General features: G+C 62.5%; 12 protein-coding genes. 4 read left to right on the top strand and 8 right to left on the bottom strand.

From position 1 onward, the window contains the following. Positions 1 to 167 precede the first annotated feature (167 nt). Genes KVU_RS00500 through KVU_RS00490 form a run of 3 tightly spaced genes read left to right on the top strand, consistent with a single transcriptional unit; the run spans position 168 to position 5,430 of the window. Positions 168 to 1,265, top strand: coding sequence for an efflux RND transporter periplasmic adaptor subunit (locus tag KVU_RS00500; RefSeq protein WP_236953124.1), 1,098 nt, complete (start codon positions 168 to 170; stop codon positions 1,263 to 1,265). 2 nt (positions 1,266 to 1,267) lie between these two features. After that, on the top strand, positions 1,268 to 2,347 hold the full coding sequence (locus tag KVU_RS00495) for an efflux RND transporter periplasmic adaptor subunit (protein ID WP_236953123.1): 1,080 nt from the start codon (positions 1,268 to 1,270) through the stop codon (positions 2,345 to 2,347). After that, the gene (locus KVU_RS00490; RefSeq protein WP_013383344.1) at positions 2,344 to 5,430 is read left to right on the top strand and encodes an efflux RND transporter permease subunit; all 3,087 of its coding nucleotides are present in this window, start codon (positions 2,344 to 2,346) and stop codon (positions 5,428 to 5,430) included. The genes KVU_RS00495 and KVU_RS00490 overlap by 4 nt, the downstream gene beginning before the upstream one ends. On the opposite strand, the gene KVU_RS00485 is transcribed toward KVU_RS00490, so the two are convergent. Genes KVU_RS00485 through KVU_RS00470 form a run of 4 tightly spaced genes read right to left on the bottom strand, consistent with a single transcriptional unit; the run spans position 5,400 to position 12,381 of the window. Next, complete coding sequence (locus KVU_RS00485) at positions 5,400 to 6,278, bottom strand: transglutaminase family protein (protein ID WP_013383343.1); 879 nt, start codon at positions 6,276 to 6,278, stop codon at positions 5,400 to 5,402. The genes KVU_RS00490 and KVU_RS00485 overlap by 31 nt on opposite strands. 8 nt (positions 6,279 to 6,286) lie before the next feature. After that, a complete protein-coding gene (locus tag KVU_RS00480) occupies positions 6,287 to 8,665 on the bottom strand; it encodes a circularly permuted type 2 ATP-grasp protein (protein ID WP_014537442.1) in 2,379 nt (792 codons plus the stop codon). Between the two features lie 3 nt (positions 8,666 to 8,668). Next, a complete protein-coding gene (locus KVU_RS00475) occupies positions 8,669 to 11,989 on the bottom strand; it encodes a transglutaminase family protein (protein WP_013383340.1) in 3,321 nt (1,106 codons plus the stop codon). Positions 11,990 to 12,021: 32 nt separating this feature from the next. Next, on the bottom strand, positions 12,022 to 12,381 hold the full coding sequence (locus tag KVU_RS00470) for a hypothetical protein (protein ID WP_148225654.1): 360 nt from the start codon (positions 12,379 to 12,381) through the stop codon (positions 12,022 to 12,024). Positions 12,382 to 12,395: 14 nt separating this feature from the next. Here KVU_RS00470 and KVU_RS00465 point away from each other — a divergent pair, with 14 nt between their 5' ends. After that, positions 12,396 to 13,868 carry an aminotransferase class V-fold PLP-dependent enzyme gene (locus KVU_RS00465; protein ID WP_013383339.1) on the top strand — a complete coding sequence of 491 codons (1,473 nt, stop codon included), beginning with the start codon at positions 12,396 to 12,398 and terminating at the stop codon, positions 13,866 to 13,868. Positions 13,869 to 13,884: 16 nt separating this feature from the next. Here KVU_RS00465 and KVU_RS00460 read toward each other — a convergent pair whose 3' ends face one another. From KVU_RS00460 to KVU_RS00445, 4 genes are all read right to left on the bottom strand, one after another. Beyond that, positions 13,885 to 14,346 carry an Lrp/AsnC family transcriptional regulator gene (locus KVU_RS00460; RefSeq protein ID WP_013383338.1) on the bottom strand — a complete coding sequence of 154 codons (462 nt, stop codon included), beginning with the start codon at positions 14,344 to 14,346 and terminating at the stop codon, positions 13,885 to 13,887. A gap of 168 nt (positions 14,347 to 14,514) precedes the next feature. Next, a complete protein-coding gene (gene dmeF / locus KVU_RS00455) occupies positions 14,515 to 15,456 on the bottom strand; it encodes a CDF family Co(II)/Ni(II) efflux transporter DmeF (RefSeq protein ID WP_013383337.1) in 942 nt (313 codons plus the stop codon). Next, positions 15,453 to 15,731, bottom strand: a complete 279-nt coding sequence (locus KVU_RS00450) for a metal/formaldehyde-sensitive transcriptional repressor (protein WP_013383336.1) — start codon at positions 15,729 to 15,731, stop codon at positions 15,453 to 15,455. The genes dmeF and KVU_RS00450 overlap by 4 nt, the downstream gene beginning before the upstream one ends. Before the next feature lie 61 nt (positions 15,732 to 15,792). Then, on the bottom strand, positions 15,793 to 16,824 hold the full coding sequence (locus KVU_RS00445; RefSeq protein ID WP_013383335.1) for a LacI family DNA-binding transcriptional regulator: 1,032 nt from the start codon (positions 16,822 to 16,824) through the stop codon (positions 15,793 to 15,795). Positions 16,825 to 16,843: the final 19 nt, after the last annotated feature.

The raw sequence follows: 16,843 nt of genomic DNA, 5'->3' as shown, positions 1-16,843 counted from the left end.
AAAAGCCAGCGCCCACGCACAGATAAGCGCCTTATTGCGCAATGGTCTATCCCATCTGGCGCAGCAATCCGCATATTTTCGCAACCTTCCCATCACAGAGCATCTTGATCGCTGCCTGCCTTTTCGCCCAGTGTGGCGGGGAAACCCGCTAAGGATGAGGGGTGCCGATGGAATTCGCTGTAAAGTTGCGCATTTTGACCGCGATGGCCGCCGTAATGACCCCGCTTGCTGCACATACCGCCCCCGATCCGCGCGATGTGTACACCCTACCTGTCACCGTTGCGCCGATGCCGCTGAACCTCAGTATGACCGGCACGATTGCGGCGACCCAGACCACCACAGCCGCCTTTGGTACTGGCGGGCTGATCATCGAAATCAATGTCGAGGTTGGCGATATCGTCAGCGCCGGCGATGTGCTGGCCCGCCTTGACCCCACCCAACAAACCGAGGCCGTGCGCATTGCCGAGGCCAGCCTGACAGCGGCCGAGGCCTCGCGCACGACGTTTGCCGCGGCTTTTGCGCGCCAGCAATCGCTGCTGGAAAATGGCAATACCACACGCGCCAGCTATGACAGCGCCTATCAATCCATGGTCAGCGCCACGTCAGCGCGCGACAATGCGCAGGCGCAATTGGCAAAAGCGCGGCAGGCTCTCAGCGATACGATCATCACCGCCAGCAGCGATGGCATCGTCACGGCAAGGGGCGCGGATATCGGGCAGGTTGTGCCCGCCGCGCAAAGCGTGCTGTCGCTGGCCGGTGTCACGGGGCGCGAGGCGATCTTTTACGCCCCCGATTCATATGATCTGTCGCATATCGTCGGCAAAACCATCACGCTTGCCACGCTTGACCTGCCGGGGCGCCTGTTCACCGCAACATTGTCCGAGGTCGCCCCCAATGTTGACCCGCAACTGGGCAGCATCCGCGTCAAGGCCAGCATCAGCGACACCGTCGCCGCGCAGCTCTCGATCGGCGATGCGGTGATCGGCGCGCTTTATGAGGAGGTACCCGACTTCCCCGGCCATATCGGCATCACCATCCCATGGAGCGCCCTGTCCGCCGATCAAAGCGGCCCCGCCGTCTGGCTGATCGAGGCGGGCGCGACACAGGTCTCGCTGCATAGCGTCTCGGTGATCAGCTATGAAACCGCGACGGTCTTGCTGGAACCCACCTTGCCGCAAGGCGCGCGTGTGGTGACGGTGGGCGCACAATTCCTATTCCCCGGACAAGACGTGCGTGATCTGGGCGATCCGCCGCAGGAGCCATGATCATGCGCCACCTTTCTATCATCGCGGTGATCCTTTGCGCCTTGGGCACGGCCGCCAGTGCCCAAACGCCCCGCCCTGTTATCAGCGAAATTCTGGCCAGCGGCGCCGGGATCAGCCGCGATGTGACGGGGGTGATCGCCTCGCAAAGCGAGACCTATCTTTCCTTTCAAACGCTGGGCCGCCTGCGCGAAAGGCTGGTCGATATCGGCGATAGCGTCACACGCGGCGAGGTGCTGGCGCGGCTTGATCAGGTCAGCTTGCAGCAGGATGTGGATGCGGCGATGGCGACACTGGCCAGCGCAACCGCCCAGCGCGATACGACCGAAACCGCCTTTGATCGCGCGCAATCGCTGTTTGATCGCGGCTCGCTGTCACAGGCGCAGCTCGATACTGCGCAGCAGGCCAAGGCCAATGCGGATTCAGGCGTCGCACAGGCCGAGGCCAGCCTTGCCGCCGCACGCGATGCGCTGAATTTCTCGGTCCTCAGCGCGCCTTATGATGGCGTGATCATCGCGACCATGGCCGAGATGGGTGATGTGGTGGCCGCAGGCACGCCGGTCATGCAGATGGTCGACACCGACCGGCGCGAAGTGCTGTTTGACCTGCCCGAAAGCTATGCCGCCGCCCTGCGCCCCGATCAAAGCTTTCAGGTCTCGATCCGCACCGAGGATACGCCCCCGATCAGCGGGTCCCTGCGCCTGATCGAACCGGTCAGCGACGCCAGCTTGCGGTTTCGCCGTGTGCATCTGTCGCTGCCCAATGATGCGCCTGCCGCCTATCGCATCGGTATGATCGCCACCGTTGCCATCGACGGCGCGGGCGGCGCGCTGCTGACGTTGCCGCAGGCCGCAATCATCCCGGGCGATGCGCCCGCCGTCTGGCGTGTGGACAGCATGGGGGACGCGCGCCGCGTGACGCGCATTCCCGTCACCTTGGGCGAGGCGCTGGACGGCTTTGGCGCAGATCCGCGCATCGTCATCCTAGAGGGCCTTGCTGCGGGCGATGAAATCGTCATCCGCGGCATTAACAGTCTGACCGAGGGCCAGAGCGTCGGGCCGCGCAATGAGGGACAAACGCGATGACCACACCCCGGTTCAACCTTTCCGAATGGGCGCTGGCGCACCGCTCGCTCGTGTGGTTTTTGATGATCGTCGCCGTGGTTGCAGGCGCGTTTTCGTTCATGAACCTTGGGCGCGAGGAAGACCCCTCGTTCACGCTGAAAACTGCGGTGATCAGCGCCGCCCTGCCCGGCGCGACCATCGAACAGACGGTCGAGCAAGTCACCAGCCGGATCGAACGCAAGCTGCAGGACCTTGATGGGCTGGATTACACGCGATCCACCACCTATCCAGGTGTCTCTGTCGTTTTCGTCGAACTGCGCCCCGAGGTGCGCGGCGCGGATGTGACCAATGCCTGGCGCGATATGCGCAATATGATGAGCGATCTGCGCGCAGACATGCCGTGGGAATTCAGCGGCTTTTCGTTCAACGACAATTTTGGCGATGTCTTTGGCAGCATTTATGCCTTTACCGCCGATGGCTTTACCCCGCGCGAATTGCGCGACGAGGTAGACCGTGTCCGCAGCGCCATTTTGATGCTGGAGGATGCCGGCAAGGTCGAGATGATCGGCGCACAGGACGAACGCGTCTATATCGAATTTTCCAGCCAGCGCCTTGCCGCCTTGGGCGTCGATCAGCAATCCGTGCTGGATACGCTGAACCAGCAAAACCAGATCAACCCCGCAGGCACGATCACCGCCGGGGACGAGCGGATTTTCCTGCGCATGGGCGGTCAATTCACCGATGCGCAGGATGTGGCGAATGTCAGTCTGCGCATCGAGGATAAGTATTTCCGCCTGTCCGACGTTGCCGATGTGCGCGCGGGATATGAGACCCCCGCCTCTTTCGTGTTCCGCGCCAATGGCGTGCCTGCGATCGGCCTTGGCGTCGGGATGCGCGATGGCGCAAATATTCAGGCCTTTGGCACGGCGCTGGATGATCTGATGGCACGCGTCGCGGCAGAGCTGCCCATCGGGATCGAGATTACCCGCATTGCCGACCAACCCCATGTGGTGGACGAGGCGATCAATCACTTCGTCCGTGCGCTGGTCGAGGCTGTCGCCATCGTGCTGGCCGTCAGTTTCATCAGCCTTGGTCTGCGGGCGGGGATGGTCGTCAGCCTGTCGATCCCGCTGGTCCTGGCGCTGACCTTTGTCGTGATGGAATATTTCGGCATCACGCTGCAGCGGGTGTCGCTGGGCGCGCTGATCATCGCACTGGGGCTGCTGGTCGATGATGCGATGATCGCGATTGAAACGATGATCTCGCGCCTCGAGATGGGGGAAAATCTGGTCAAGGCCGCTTCCTATGCCTGGACGTCCATCGCGGCACCGATGCTGACCGGCACGCTGATTACGGTCGCGGGATTTGTGCCGATCGGGCTAAACGCCTCGATGGCGGGGGAATATACGTTCTCGCTGTTCGTGGTGATTGCGGCGGCGCTGACGCTGTCTTGGGTTGTTGCCGTGCTGTTCGCGCCGCTGCTGGGCGTGACCTTGCTGCCGGCAAAGCTGAAACATGCGCATAAACCAGCGGGCCGCTTGCGCCGCGCCTATCACGCCATGCTGCGCTTTGCGATGCGGGCGCGCTGGGTGGTCATCGCGGGCACGGTTGCGCTTTTTGCCATCTCGGCCTTTGGGATGCGCTATGTCGATCAACAGTTCTTCCCGACATCGGACCGGACCGAGCTGATCGTCGATGTGACCCTGGCGCAAAACGCCTCGATCAATGCGACCGCCAGTGCCGTGACAAAGATCGAGGATTTTCTGGCAACGCGCGATGAAGTCAGATTCTGGTCCAGCTATATCGGCGGCCCCACGCCGCGCTTTGTTCTGGCGCTGGATCTGCCCACCGGCGCGCCGCATATGGCGCAGGTCATCATCCAAACCCGCGACCTGGCGGCGCGCGATCGCTTGCGCGCGGCTCTGGACGACTTCACCCGTCATGCCCTGCCGGGGGCCGAGGTTTACGCCAGCCTGATCGAGCTGGGCCCCCCTGTCGGAAAGCCGGTGCAATACCGCATCCAAGGGACCGATCCTGCACTGCTGCGCGAGGCGGCGCGGCAAGTGGCGGGCGTCATGTCCGCCGATCCCCGCCTGTCGCATGTCACGCTGGATTGGTCCGAACCCGCCCGCAGTGTGCGGCTAGAGCTGGATCAGGAAAAGATGCGCCAGTTCGGCCTGACGCAATCGGATGTCGCGCAATCCTTGCAGACGATCTTTACGGGCACCACCGTCACGCAACTGCGCGATGACATCTATCTGGTCGATGTCGTTGCGCGCGGGTCGGATGATGATCGCGGCAGCCTGTCGCGCCTGCAGGGCCTGCAATTTGGCACCAGCGCAGGCATCGCCATGCCGCTCGCCAGCTTTGCCAGCCTGGCGTGGGAGCAAGAACAGCCCACGATCATGCGACGCGAGGGGCTGCCCACGATCACCGTACGCGCCGGGCTGGTCGGGGATGCGCAGGCGGTCTCGATCGTGGCGGATCTGACACCGCAGATCGCAACGCTGGCTGCGGATCTGCCTACGGGCTATACGATCGCGCCCGGCGGCACCGTCGAGAGTAGTGAAGACAGTATCGGTCCCATTGTCGCTGTCGTGCCGATCATGCTGCTGGTGATGATGCTGCTGATCATGGTGCAATTGCAAAGCTTTCGCCTGATGTTCATCGTGATGGCGACCGCGCCCCTGGCGATTATCGGTGTGGTGGCGGCGATGCTACCCAGCGGATCGCCGCTTGGGTTCGTGGCAATTCTGGGGATCTTGGCGCTGATCGGGATCCTGCTGCGCAATGCGATCATCCTTGTCCACGAGGTCGAGGAAGAACGCCTGCGCGGGCGCAGCCGCTGGGATGCCGTGTTCCACGCCGCAGATTCGCGCGCCCGGCCGATCCTGCTGACGGCGGCGGCGGCCAGCCTTGCGCTGATCCCAATCTCGCGCGAGGTGTTCTGGGGCCCGATGGCCTATGCGATGATGGGCGGGATTATCGCAGGCACGCTGATCACGCTGGTCTTTGTGCCGGCCCTCTATTGCGCCGTGTTCAACCTGAAACCCGAACAGGATCAGCCAACCGATCAGTCCAGCGGCACCACATCCACCGCCTGAGCCGCTGTCTGCGCGCCAGAGGATCGCAGCACCCCTTTGACCGGCGCGACATCGGAATAGTCGCGCCCGGTGGCGATCAGGATATGGTCCGTGCCCGCGCGCACGGCGTTGGTCGGGTCGAATTGCACCCAGCCAAGTTCACGCCCGCACCAGACAGCGACCCAGGCGTGCATCGCATCCGCCCCCTCTAGACGAGGCTGACCGGGCGGCGGGCTGGTGCGCAGCAAGCCGCTGACATAACCTGCGGGCACGCCCAGATCGCGCAGAGCCGCGATCATGATATGCGAGAAATCCTGACAGACGCCGTGGCGCGCGGCAAAGGCCTCGGACAGGGAGGTCTCGACAGTGGTCGCATCGGGATCATAGCGCATCAGATCGTGCAGGGCGCAGTTCAGGCGGTTTGCGGCATCAAACACCGTCGGCGCGCCCGCAACCACATCGCGCGCCCAAGCGGCCACATCCGCATCGCGGATCACCCGCGGCGAGGGCATCAGGTAATGATGCGGCGAGGCGCGCGACAGGTCGCGCCATCCCGCCACCTGCGCCGCAATCCCTGCAAGCGAGGGCGTGGTGTCAAACAGATCCTCGGGCCGGGTGCGCTGGACGCGGGCGGTCATGGTAAAGTCAATCGCATCATGCGCGTTGGTCAGTACAAGACTGGTGGTGACATTGCCGTAAAAATCAACGCTATCGCTGCGTGTATGCGGCGCGGGCTCGATCACCAGTTGCGCCCGCTCGACCTGCTGCACCCCGGCAATATTATAGGGCAACAGGCGCAACACATGGCGCCCGCCCATCGCGGGGCTGCCATAGTGATAGCGCATGCTGAGGCGGATATCGTAGATCATGGCGCATCCTAGCGAAAGAAGGCCGCGGTCAATAGATCGGAAAGCTGCCATATCTCGGCGCGGCAGGCCAGCAGCGCCTCGGTATCCAACGCCTCGGGGGTCAGCACCGACAGGCGGCCATGCAATTGCGTGACCCCGCGCCACACATCGGCATGATCGCTGCGCGCATCAACCCCCGGCAACTGGGCGATCTGATCCAAAAGCGCGGTCAGGTGATACAGGATCGCACGCGGGTTCAACACATCCAGCCCCAGCAAATCCACCACAGTCGCGCGGCTGGTATCGATGCTAAAGCGGCGACGATGGGTCATCGTACTGTCGCCGACCTCGATCGCCAGATCCAGCGCACCATCGGGTGCGCCCGCATCCGCCATCGCGGCCAACTGCCCCGCCATCGCGGCGGCGCGTTCCAGGCTGCGGCCAATGGTCAGGAATCGCCAACCGGTAAAGCGATACATGTTTTCATGCACCAGCCCCGAAATGCCGCTGATCTTGCGCAACAAGATCCCCATGGCGCGCGCCTCGTCCGTGCCGGGGACCACTGTGCCCGACATGCGCCGCGCCGTACGCGCCAGATCGTTCAGCGCCATCCACGCATCGACCGAGAAACGGTCCCGCACTTTGGCCGCGCTGCCAATCGCGGCGGAAAGAACGCTGTGCAACGCTTCGGGCACACGCTCGTCCGGGTCGATCCCCTGCCCGCGCAGGTAATCATCCAGCCATGACAGCAGCGGGCTGATCTGTTCGGGGTCATCGGCAAGGCGCAGATGCCACGCGCGTTGCAGGCGCATGATCCCTTCGGCCCGTTCGATATAGCGGCCCAGCCAGAACAGGTTATCGGCGGCGCGGGCGGGCAGCAGGCCCATATCCGCGCGCAGGCCAGTCGCGCGCGATGGCGGCATGGTGATACGCGGCACCGGCGTGTCGCTGACCACCCAGACATCGGCCACCGCCCCGCCGCGCTGCATTGCCAGCGCAGATGGGTCACCGCCCATGCCGATGCGCGCATAACCGCCCGGCATGACCTGCCAGCCGTCGGCGGTGCGCGCCAGAAAGACCCGCAGCGCTGTGGGGCGCGGTTGCAGGCGGCCGTCGATATAGGCGGGGGTGGTCGAGAGGGTCACCGCCTCTTGCCCGACCAGCAAAGGGCCATCGATCGCCAGCCGATCGGGCAGCGGCGCGTCCACAGGCGCGCGCATCCAGCCGGTTTCCTCGGCCCCGTGATCGTCGTCAAACGCCGCCCGCGTGAACAGCGCAGGCGTGATCGAGAGTTTATCCGCATGGGCCAGCACATGCGCGCGCGCATCTCTATCGCCGCACCACCAGGTCGCCACATTCGGAATAAGCAGCGGGCCGCCGGTCAACACCTCGGCGATACGCGGCATAAAGGCCATCAGCGCCCGCATTTCGACCAGCCCCGCGCCCAGCGCGTTCAGCACGGCAATATTGCCGGCGCGCAAAGCCTCGACCAGACCGGGGATTCCGAGCTGGGATGTGTCGTTCAGCGCAAGCGGGTCCATCCACGCCGCATCGACCCGCCGCCACAGCACCGACATGGGCTGCGGCCCAGATACCGTGCGCACCATGACGCGGTCACCCTCGACGGTCAGATCCTCGCCCTGCAGCAGCATCAGGCCCAGATGGCGCGCAATATAGGCGTGTTCGTAATAGGTATCGTTCAGCGGCCCCGGCGTCAGGATTGCGGCGCGCCCCGCATCGCCCCCGGCCAAATCTGCGATCATCTCGCGCAGCGCCCTGAAATAGGCCGACAGCCAGTGCACCTTGCCCTCGCCAAAGAACTCGCCAAAAGCGCGCAGGGTTGCGGCACGGTTTTCCAACGCAAAGCCCGCGCCCGAAGGCGCCTGCGTGCGGTCCGACAGCACCCACCAGCGCCCATCGGGGCCGCGACCAATCTCGAAGGCGATGACATTCAGGAAATGGCCGGATGCGGGTTTCATCCCGATCAGCGGACGCAGGTATTCGGGGCTTTGGGCGATCAACCCTGCGGGTAAATGACCATCGGACACAAGCTGCGCCGGACCGTACAAATCCGCGACAATCTGTTCCAGCAGATCCGCGCGTTGGATCAGACCTGCGGTAATATCCTGCCATTCGGCATCATCCACCAGCACCGGCACATGGCTGAGCGGCCAGTCCCGTTCACTGCTGTCATTATTGCCATATTGGCGAAAGAACACGCCCGCATCGCGCAGATATTCATCCCCGCGCGCGAAACGGCGGGCCAGATCATCCGCCCCAAGGCTTTGAAAATGCGACAGGAACTTTTGCCACAGCGGCCGGATCTGGCCGCTATCGGTCATCAGCTCATCAGGCACACCGGGCAGCGGCGCGTAATCGCGCAGCAAATCCTTGGGCGGGGCCGACATCTTTTACAGGCCCGCGCGACGCCGCAGATCCAGCGTCATCGGAAATTCGGGATGTGGCACCTCGGGGCGCGGCCAATAACTGCCGGGCGTGTGGCCGCTGGGGGTGAAACGGGCAAGGCGGCGGGCCTCGGCCTCGTATCCGTTCACCGGAAACGTGTCGTAGCTGCGCCCGCCGGGATGGGCGACGTGATAGGTGCAACCGCCGATCGCGCGCCCTGTCCATGTGTCAAAAATATCGAAGACCAATGGCGCATCCACCGGCAGCACCGGGTGCAGCGCCATTGCGGGCTGCCATGCCTTGAACCGCACACCCGCCACCGCAACACCGCTGCCGACCTTTTGCAGCGGTAATTTGCGCTGGTTGCAGGTGACGATATAGCGGCTGGGATCGCTGGTGGTCAGCTTTGCCTGCAACCGCTCGACCGAGCTGTCGGTATAGCGCGCGGTGCCACCGATGGCGCCAACCTCGCCCAGAACATGCCATGGCTCGAGCGCTTGGCGGATCTCCAGATGTACATCCTCGAGTGTAACCTCGCCGTAGAAAGGGAAACGGAACTCGGCCTGCGCGGCAAACCATTCGGACTGCATGGGAAAGCCAAAGGCGGTCAGATCGGCCAGCACATCCTGAAAATCCTGCCACAGAAAATGCGGCAGCATGAAACGGTCATGCAAACTGGTACCCCAGCGCGTCAGATCGCCCACAATCGGCTTATGCCACAGCCGCGCGATAATGGCGCGGATCAGCAATTGCTGCGCCAGGCTCATGCGCGGATTGGGCGGCATTTCAAAGCCGCGAAACTCGACCAGACCCAGACGCCCCGTCGGGCCATCGGGCGAGTAAAGCTTGTCGATACAGATTTCCGCGCGATGCGTGTTGCCGGTGACATCAACCAGCAGGTTGCGGAACAGACGGTCGGTCAGCCAGGGCAAGGGCGGCATCCCCTGCCCCGGATTTGGCACCTGCGCCATCGCCATTTCTAGCTCGTACAACCCGTCATGGCGCGCCTCGTCGATACGGGGCGCTTGACTGGTCGGGCCGATGAACAGGCCCGAGAACAGATAGGACAGGCTGGGGTGCCGCTGCCAGAACAGGATCAGGCTGCGCAGCAGATCGGGACGACGCAGAAACGGGCTGTCCATGGTCGTCGCGCCGCCAACCACCACATGATTGCCACCACCGGTGCCGGTGTGGCGGCCGTCGATCATGAATTTATCGGCCCCAAGGCGCGATTGTCGGGCCTCCTCGTAGACCGCCTCGGTCGTGGCGACGCATTCCTCCCAACTGGCGGCAGGGTGGATGTTCACCTCGATCACGCCCGGATCGGGGGCGACGCGGATCACGTTCAGGCGCGGATCGCTTGGGGGGGCATAACCTTCGATATGCACAGGCAGGCCAAGGCGTTTGGCCGCAGCCTCGGTCGCGTTGATCAGATCGAGGTAATCCTCCAGCGCACTCAGCGGCGGCATAAAGACACACAGGCGCCCGTCGCGCGGCTCGATGGAAATGGCGGTGCGCACCTGCCCCTCGACCTCATCACGCTGCTGCTGCGGCGGCGGCGGCGTGGGAGTGAAGCTGTGGGGACGCGGAGCAGCGGCGGTTCCCGTCGCACCCGCAGCAGGGGGCAGATCGCCGCGCGGCTCGGTCGGGTCGATCGGGTTGATATAGGGATATTCGGCGGGCGGCACATGGGGTAGCGCGGTCAGCGGCAGGCGGTACCCCACCGCACTGTCACCGGGCGCCAGAAAGACACGGCCGCGGCGCAGACGCCACTTTTCCGACCGCCATTTCCGACCGCCCGCGCGCGCCTGCCATGCTTGTATCGGCAGCACGAAACCGGCTGGAGTGGTCAGGCCGCGTTCAAAGACGCGGGCGATGCGCAGGCGCGCCTCGGGGTCGTCCAGCTCGGAATTCTCGGGGGTGACATTCGCGGGCAGGTTCGCCTCGCGCAAAAGCCATTCGCCGGGGTCCTCATAGGCGGGCAGGATATAGGCCGGATCGACCGCGAGTTCCTCGGCCAAGGCCGCCAACAGATCTTCGGCCGTCTCTGCCGTCGCCGTTTTCAGCGGCGCATCGCCCGCGATCAGGCTGGGGTCCTGCCAGATCGGCTGGCCATCGCCCCGCCAGTACAGCGAGAATGTCCACCGCGGCAGTGTCTCGCCCGGATACCATTTGCCTTGGCCGTAGTGCAGGAAGCCACCGGGTGCAAAACGGTCGCGCAAACGGCGTATCAGTTCATCGGCAAAGGCGCGCTTCGTCGGGCCGACAGCGCCGGTATTCCATTCATCCGCCTCGAAATCATCGATCGAGACGAATGTCGGCTCGCCCCCCATGGTCAGGCGCACATCCCCCGCCGCCAGCGACGCATCAACCTTTTGGCCCAAAGCGTCCAGCGCCGCCCATGCCTCGTCCGAAAACGGCTTGGTGATGCGGGGATGTTCGGCCACGCGGGTGACCTTCATGTCAAAGTCGAATTCCACCTCGGGCACGCCCGCAGCGGAATAGCCGCCAGAAATCGGCGCGGCATTGCGGTAATGCGGCGTTGCCGCCAGCGGTATATGGCTTTCACCCGTCATCAGCCCCGAGGTCGGGTCAAGCCCGACCCAGCCCGCGCCGGGAAGGTAAACCTCGACCCAGGCATGCAGATCGGTGAAGTCGTGATCGGTGCCCGAGGGGCCGTCCAAGGCCTCAAGATCCGGTTTCAACTGGATCAGATAGCCCGACACGAACCGCGCCGCGAGGCCTAGCTGCCGCAGCGCCTGTATCAGCAACCATGACGAGTCGCGGCAAGAGCCGGTGCCGACCTTGAATGTCTCTTCAGGCGTCTGCACACCCGGCTCCATGCGGATGACATAGCCCACGCTATTTGCGACGCGTTGGTTCAGGGCGACAAGGAAGTCGACGATCCTGGTGCGCGCGCGTGGCACGGTTTGCAAAAAGGCCTTGAGCCGCGGGCCAGCGCGCTCGGGTTTCAGGTAAACCGCAAGATCCTCTTCGATCTCGGGGGGATAGGTGAAGGGGAAGTATTCGGCCTGTTCTTCGACAAAGAAATCAAAGGGGTTATAGACGGTCATATCCGCCAGCAGGTCGACCTCGATCTTCAGCTCGTGCACGGGTTCGGGAAAGACGAAACGCGCCAGCCAGTTGCCGTAGATATCCTGCTGATAATTCACGAAATGGTTTTCGGGCGTCACTTTCAGCGTATGTGACAGCACATTCGTGCGGCTGTGCGGCGCGGGTTTCAGCCGGATGACCTGCGGCGCAAGCACGACGGGACGGTCATAGGTGTAATGAGTCAGGTGGTAGATACTGGCCTTGATCGACATTCTGCCTTGCCGTCCCGCTGCTGCATTCCCCTTCACGCTTTCACAGTTCCAATGTTGGCACCAAGGCTTTTGCACAATTTCTGCCCGCCCGCCCGCGCCCGCCTATTTTCTGCACGAAAATCAACCGCCCCCATTAACCACGCATGCCAAGATCCGCCGCCAATCCGATAAAAGGTTGGATTTAATACACGACAAAGTTTATAGTGATTCTGAGGTAAAGACAGACACCCCATTCCATCCTCTATTTGCAAATGGCAGGGATCACAGCATGACAGACGCAAGTTCGTTTCGAAATTCGCCAAAAATTCCGCAAAAATTTTTACGTGTTCGCGGCGATGATCGCCATGTTCATCGCGCGAATCGCGAAATGGACGCAAATTCTTCGCAAGCACAGCAGGTGGGCCCTATGTCAGATATCCGCAATCCCGATGATGCGATTGCCGCATTCAAAGCCAGCCTTGCCGGTCCAAACACCGTGGCGGCGCTGCGTGCGGGGTTGATCGGGGATGACATCGCCTTTGACACGCCCTTTGGCACCAAGCGTCTGATCTATGCCGATTACACCGCCTCTGGCCGCGCGCTGCGCCAGATCGAAGACTTCGTGATGACCCGCGTGCTGCCATTTTACGCAAACACCCATACCGAGGCCTCTTTCGTAGGTGGCGTCATGAGCCGGATGCGCGAAGGCGCGCGGCGCGAGATTGCCCGCATCTGCAAGGCCGAGGATTCGGACGTCATCTTTACCGGCGCAGGCGCAACGGGTGGCCTGAACCGCATTGTCGCGGGCCTTGATCTGGCCGCGCGCGTAAGCGCCGGGCAGCGCGTCGTGGTGATCCTCGGGCCGTATGAGCATCACTCGAACATCCTGCCCTGGCGCGAAAGCGGCGCCGAGGTGATCGCCATCCCCGAGGCGCGCGACGGTGGCCCTGATATGGCCGCACTGGATCAGGCGCTGGTCGATGCCAGCGGCGCCGATCTGATCGTCGGCAGCTTTTCGGCAGCGTCGAATGTCACGGGCATCTTGACGGATACACATGCCGTGACACGCCGCCTGAAACATGCGGGCGCGATCTCGGTCTGGGATTATGCCGCCGCCGCACCCTATATCGCCATCGACATGGGTACGGGCGAGACGGCCAAGGATGCCATCGTCTTTTCGCCGCATAAATTCCCCGGTGGCCCCGGTGCCAGCGGCATCTTGATCCTGCGCCGCGATATCGGCTGGCGCGCGCGGCCGACCTTTCCGGGCGGCGGCACGGTGCGGTTCGTCTCGCCCTGGGGGCATATCTACAGCGGCAATCTGGTCGCGCGCGAAGAGGCGGGCACCCCCAATATCGTCGGTGATATCCGCGCGGCCCTGTGCCTTTTGGTCAAAGAGGCCGTCGGTATCGACCATATCCTGATGCGGGACGAGGAACTGCGCCAACGCGCCCTTGCCGCTTGGGACGGTTTGCCGGGCATTGACCTGCTGGGCCAGCGCGAGGGCGCGCATGCCCTGCCCGTCTTTTCATTCCGTGTTCACGCGCCCGACGGCAGCCGCATCCACCACCAATTGTTCACGCGTATGCTGTCAGACCATTACGGCATTCAGGTGCGTGGTGGCTGCGCCTGCGCTGGCCCCTATGCGCACCGCCTGCTGGATCTGGACGAGGATGGCTCGACCGCGCTGATCGCGCAGCTGGATGCGGGCGAAGAATTGGAAAAGCCGGGCTGGGTGCGTCTGAACCTGACCTATCTGATGTCGGATACGCAGGTCGAGGCGATCTTGGCCGCCGTGGCAGAGCTATCACAGAACGCCTGCGAGATGCAGCGCCTGTACCAAGGTGATCCGCGCACAGCGCGCTTTGCCCCCGTGTTGGACGCTGCCCTGTCCGCGTGACAGGGCAAGCGCCTATTCAGGCATAGCTGGTCGGAATCATCGTCGTCTCTTTCATCCCTTCCATCGAGATATAGGAGGAGACGTCGACGAAATTCACCTTGTTCACCAGCATCTTATAGATTGCATCAAGGTGTTCGACATTGGGCAGCACGACTTTCAACAGATAGTCGATGTTGCCGGTCAGGCGGTGCACTTCGATGATCTCGGGAATATCCAGCACCGCTTGGCGGAACTTTTCCAGCCATTCAATCGAATGGTCGGATGTTTGGATCATCATATAGACCGTGGTCGGCACATTCATCTTTTGCCGATCCAGCACCGCGATGCGGCGCGCGACAAAGCCTTGCTCGTACAACCGCCGCACCCGTCGCCAGCAGGCCGATACAGACAGTGCCACGCGATCGGCCAGATCCGAGATCGAGATATCTGCATCACTTTGCAGGTGGTTCAGTAGTTTGCGGTCTCTGTCATCAATCATCTTGCATACTCGGGTTAACGGCCAATGCGGCACGCCTGCAGCTCACCCTAGCAGTGGAAAAGCGCTGGCGCCGCAGATTTTGCGATGATTGCGCTAACATAGCAAAATTGCAGGCGCAATCTGGCCAATGGTTGCAATATGCAATTGTGATCGAAAGCGGGACGACGCCTAGGGGATGGCGCGCTCGACCTCAATGGTCAGATGCGACAGATCATGGATGTGGCGCAATTTTTCGCGATAGAATGCCGGCGCGTGCACGGTTTCAACGCGCAAAGACAGTGCTGCGGCGAAATGACCCGGGCCGATCTGCCAGACATGCAAATCAGTCACCTGAACGCCATCCGCGACCAGCGCTGTGCGAATTTCGTCGGGCAGATCCTCGCCGTCCGGCAGGTAGTCGACCAACGTGCGGCCGGTGTCGCGGATCAACCCCACGGACCAGCGCGCAATGACCAACCCGCCCACAATGCCCATCATCGGGTCCATCCAGCCCCAGCCAAAGACACTGCCCATCACGAGTGCGACAATCGCCAGAACCGAGGTCAGCGCATCCGCCAGAACATGCAGATAGGCCGCGCGGATATTGTTATCCTGGCCTGCGTGGTGATGTGTGTGGTGATGATCATGATCATGCCCATGATGATGCGCATGATCATCCCGCAGCAACCAGGCGCAAACCAGATTGACCACCAACCCCACCACCGCCACAGAAATCGCCTGCGGGAATGAGATCGCGACCGGATTATACAAGCGCTGCACGCTTTCCCAGCCGATCAGCAGCGCGATCAGGGCCAAAATGATGGCACTGGCAAATCCCGCCAGATCGCCCAGCTTGCCGGTCCCAAAGCTAAAGCGAGGGTTATCGCGATGCTTGCGCGCGTAAAGATAGGCCAGCGCGGTGATTAGCATCGCCGCCGCATGGGTCGACATGTGCCATCCATCGGCAACCAACGCCATCGAGCCGTAGATCGTACCTGCGGCGATCTCGATCACCATCATCGCGGCGGTAATGCCGATGACCAGCCAGGTGCGCCGCTCGTTGCGGTCATGGTCGGCGCCTAGAAACACATGCCCATGCGGCGCTGCGAATTTATCTTCGGCCTGGCTCATTTCAAATACGTCCTGATGACATCTATCAACTCGGCCGCGCCCTGCGCGCGGGCCGGATCTTCGTCCTTGTCGGGGTTGGAAACATGTTCGCGCAGGTGATCTTCGATCAACTCGGCGGTCAGCCCCGATATCGCCCCGCGCACCGAAGCCACAAGGTTTAGAACCTCGCCGCAATGCGCATCGTCCTCCAGCTTGCGCTCGATCGCTTCCATCTGCCCCTTCAGGCGGCGGACGCGCGCCAAAAGCTTGGCCTTGTTCTGACTGAGATGTGACATAATATAGGGGGGTACCCTATATAGGGCGTAAAGTCAACGTTCTTGGCCGCCCGATGCTTTGCTAGCAATTCTCGGAAACGATGACCTTAAAGGGGATGATCCGTTCGATCCGGGCGCTCGCCGCACGGTCGCCGACCAATTGCACAAGTGCCTCAACCGCCGCAGCGGCGATTTCTTCTAGCGGATGGGCCAGCATGATGTCGATCTCGCCGCTGACAAGTTGTTTGCGCGTGGCATCTGTCAGCTCCAGCCCGATGACCACCGGCTTGCGCAGGCCAGCCTGAACCTTTGCGGCAATCGCGCGCGCGACACTGCCCTGCCCGCCGCCAAAGGTCACAACCCCGACGATATCCTGGTGCTGCGCGAAAAGCGCATCGGTCACGGTGATCGCATGGGCGTCGGATTCCTCGGTAAAGACCGAATCCAACAGATCCAACCCGCTGCTGCGCAGATACGAGCGGAAGCTGATCTCATTCGTCTGCTGGCTGGAGTAAAGCTCTGAGCCTTTGAAAATTGCGATTTTGCCCGGCGCCTTGCACAGGCGCTGCATGAACCAGCCCGCGGTGCGGCCAAGTTGCCAATCGTTCGACCCGATAAACCCTGCAACATCGGGCGAGGAAAAGCTGGAAATCATTGAAATGACAGGAATTCCACGTGCCGCCAGATCAGAGACCGCAATATTGCAGGCGGGATGATCAAGGCCGATACAGGCGATTGCGTCACATTGCTCGCCCAGATCATAAAGGGCGGCCGCCCAAGCATCAGGATCGACGCCATCGACATAGGTCACCAGCGCACGTCCCTTTATGCTGCTGGCCTTGGCCGTATAGCTTTCCAGCCAAGTGCCAAATAGCGTGTAAAGGCGCCGCGATTTGCTGTTGATGACAAAGCCCAAGGTGCGTTGCGGCGCAACCTCGCCCAAACGGCTGCGAATGACAGCGATACCGTGAAAGCCGATTCGCTCGGCTGCGGCCAGCACATGTTCGACGGTCGTGGCTTTGACATGGCCGCGTCCACTAAGGATTCGATCAATGGTCGAGACACTGATCTGCGCTTCGTTTGCCAGGTCAGAGATCGTCTTGCGCGCTGCCATGGAATATCCTGCTGGTGGC

Origin of the sequence: Ketogulonicigenium vulgare WSH-001 (genome assembly GCF_000223375.1) — a bacterium.
GTDB classification, from domain to species: Bacteria; Pseudomonadota; Alphaproteobacteria; order Rhodobacterales; family Rhodobacteraceae; genus Ketogulonicigenium; species Ketogulonicigenium vulgare.
This window is presented reverse-complemented; position numbering and strand designations above follow the sequence as displayed.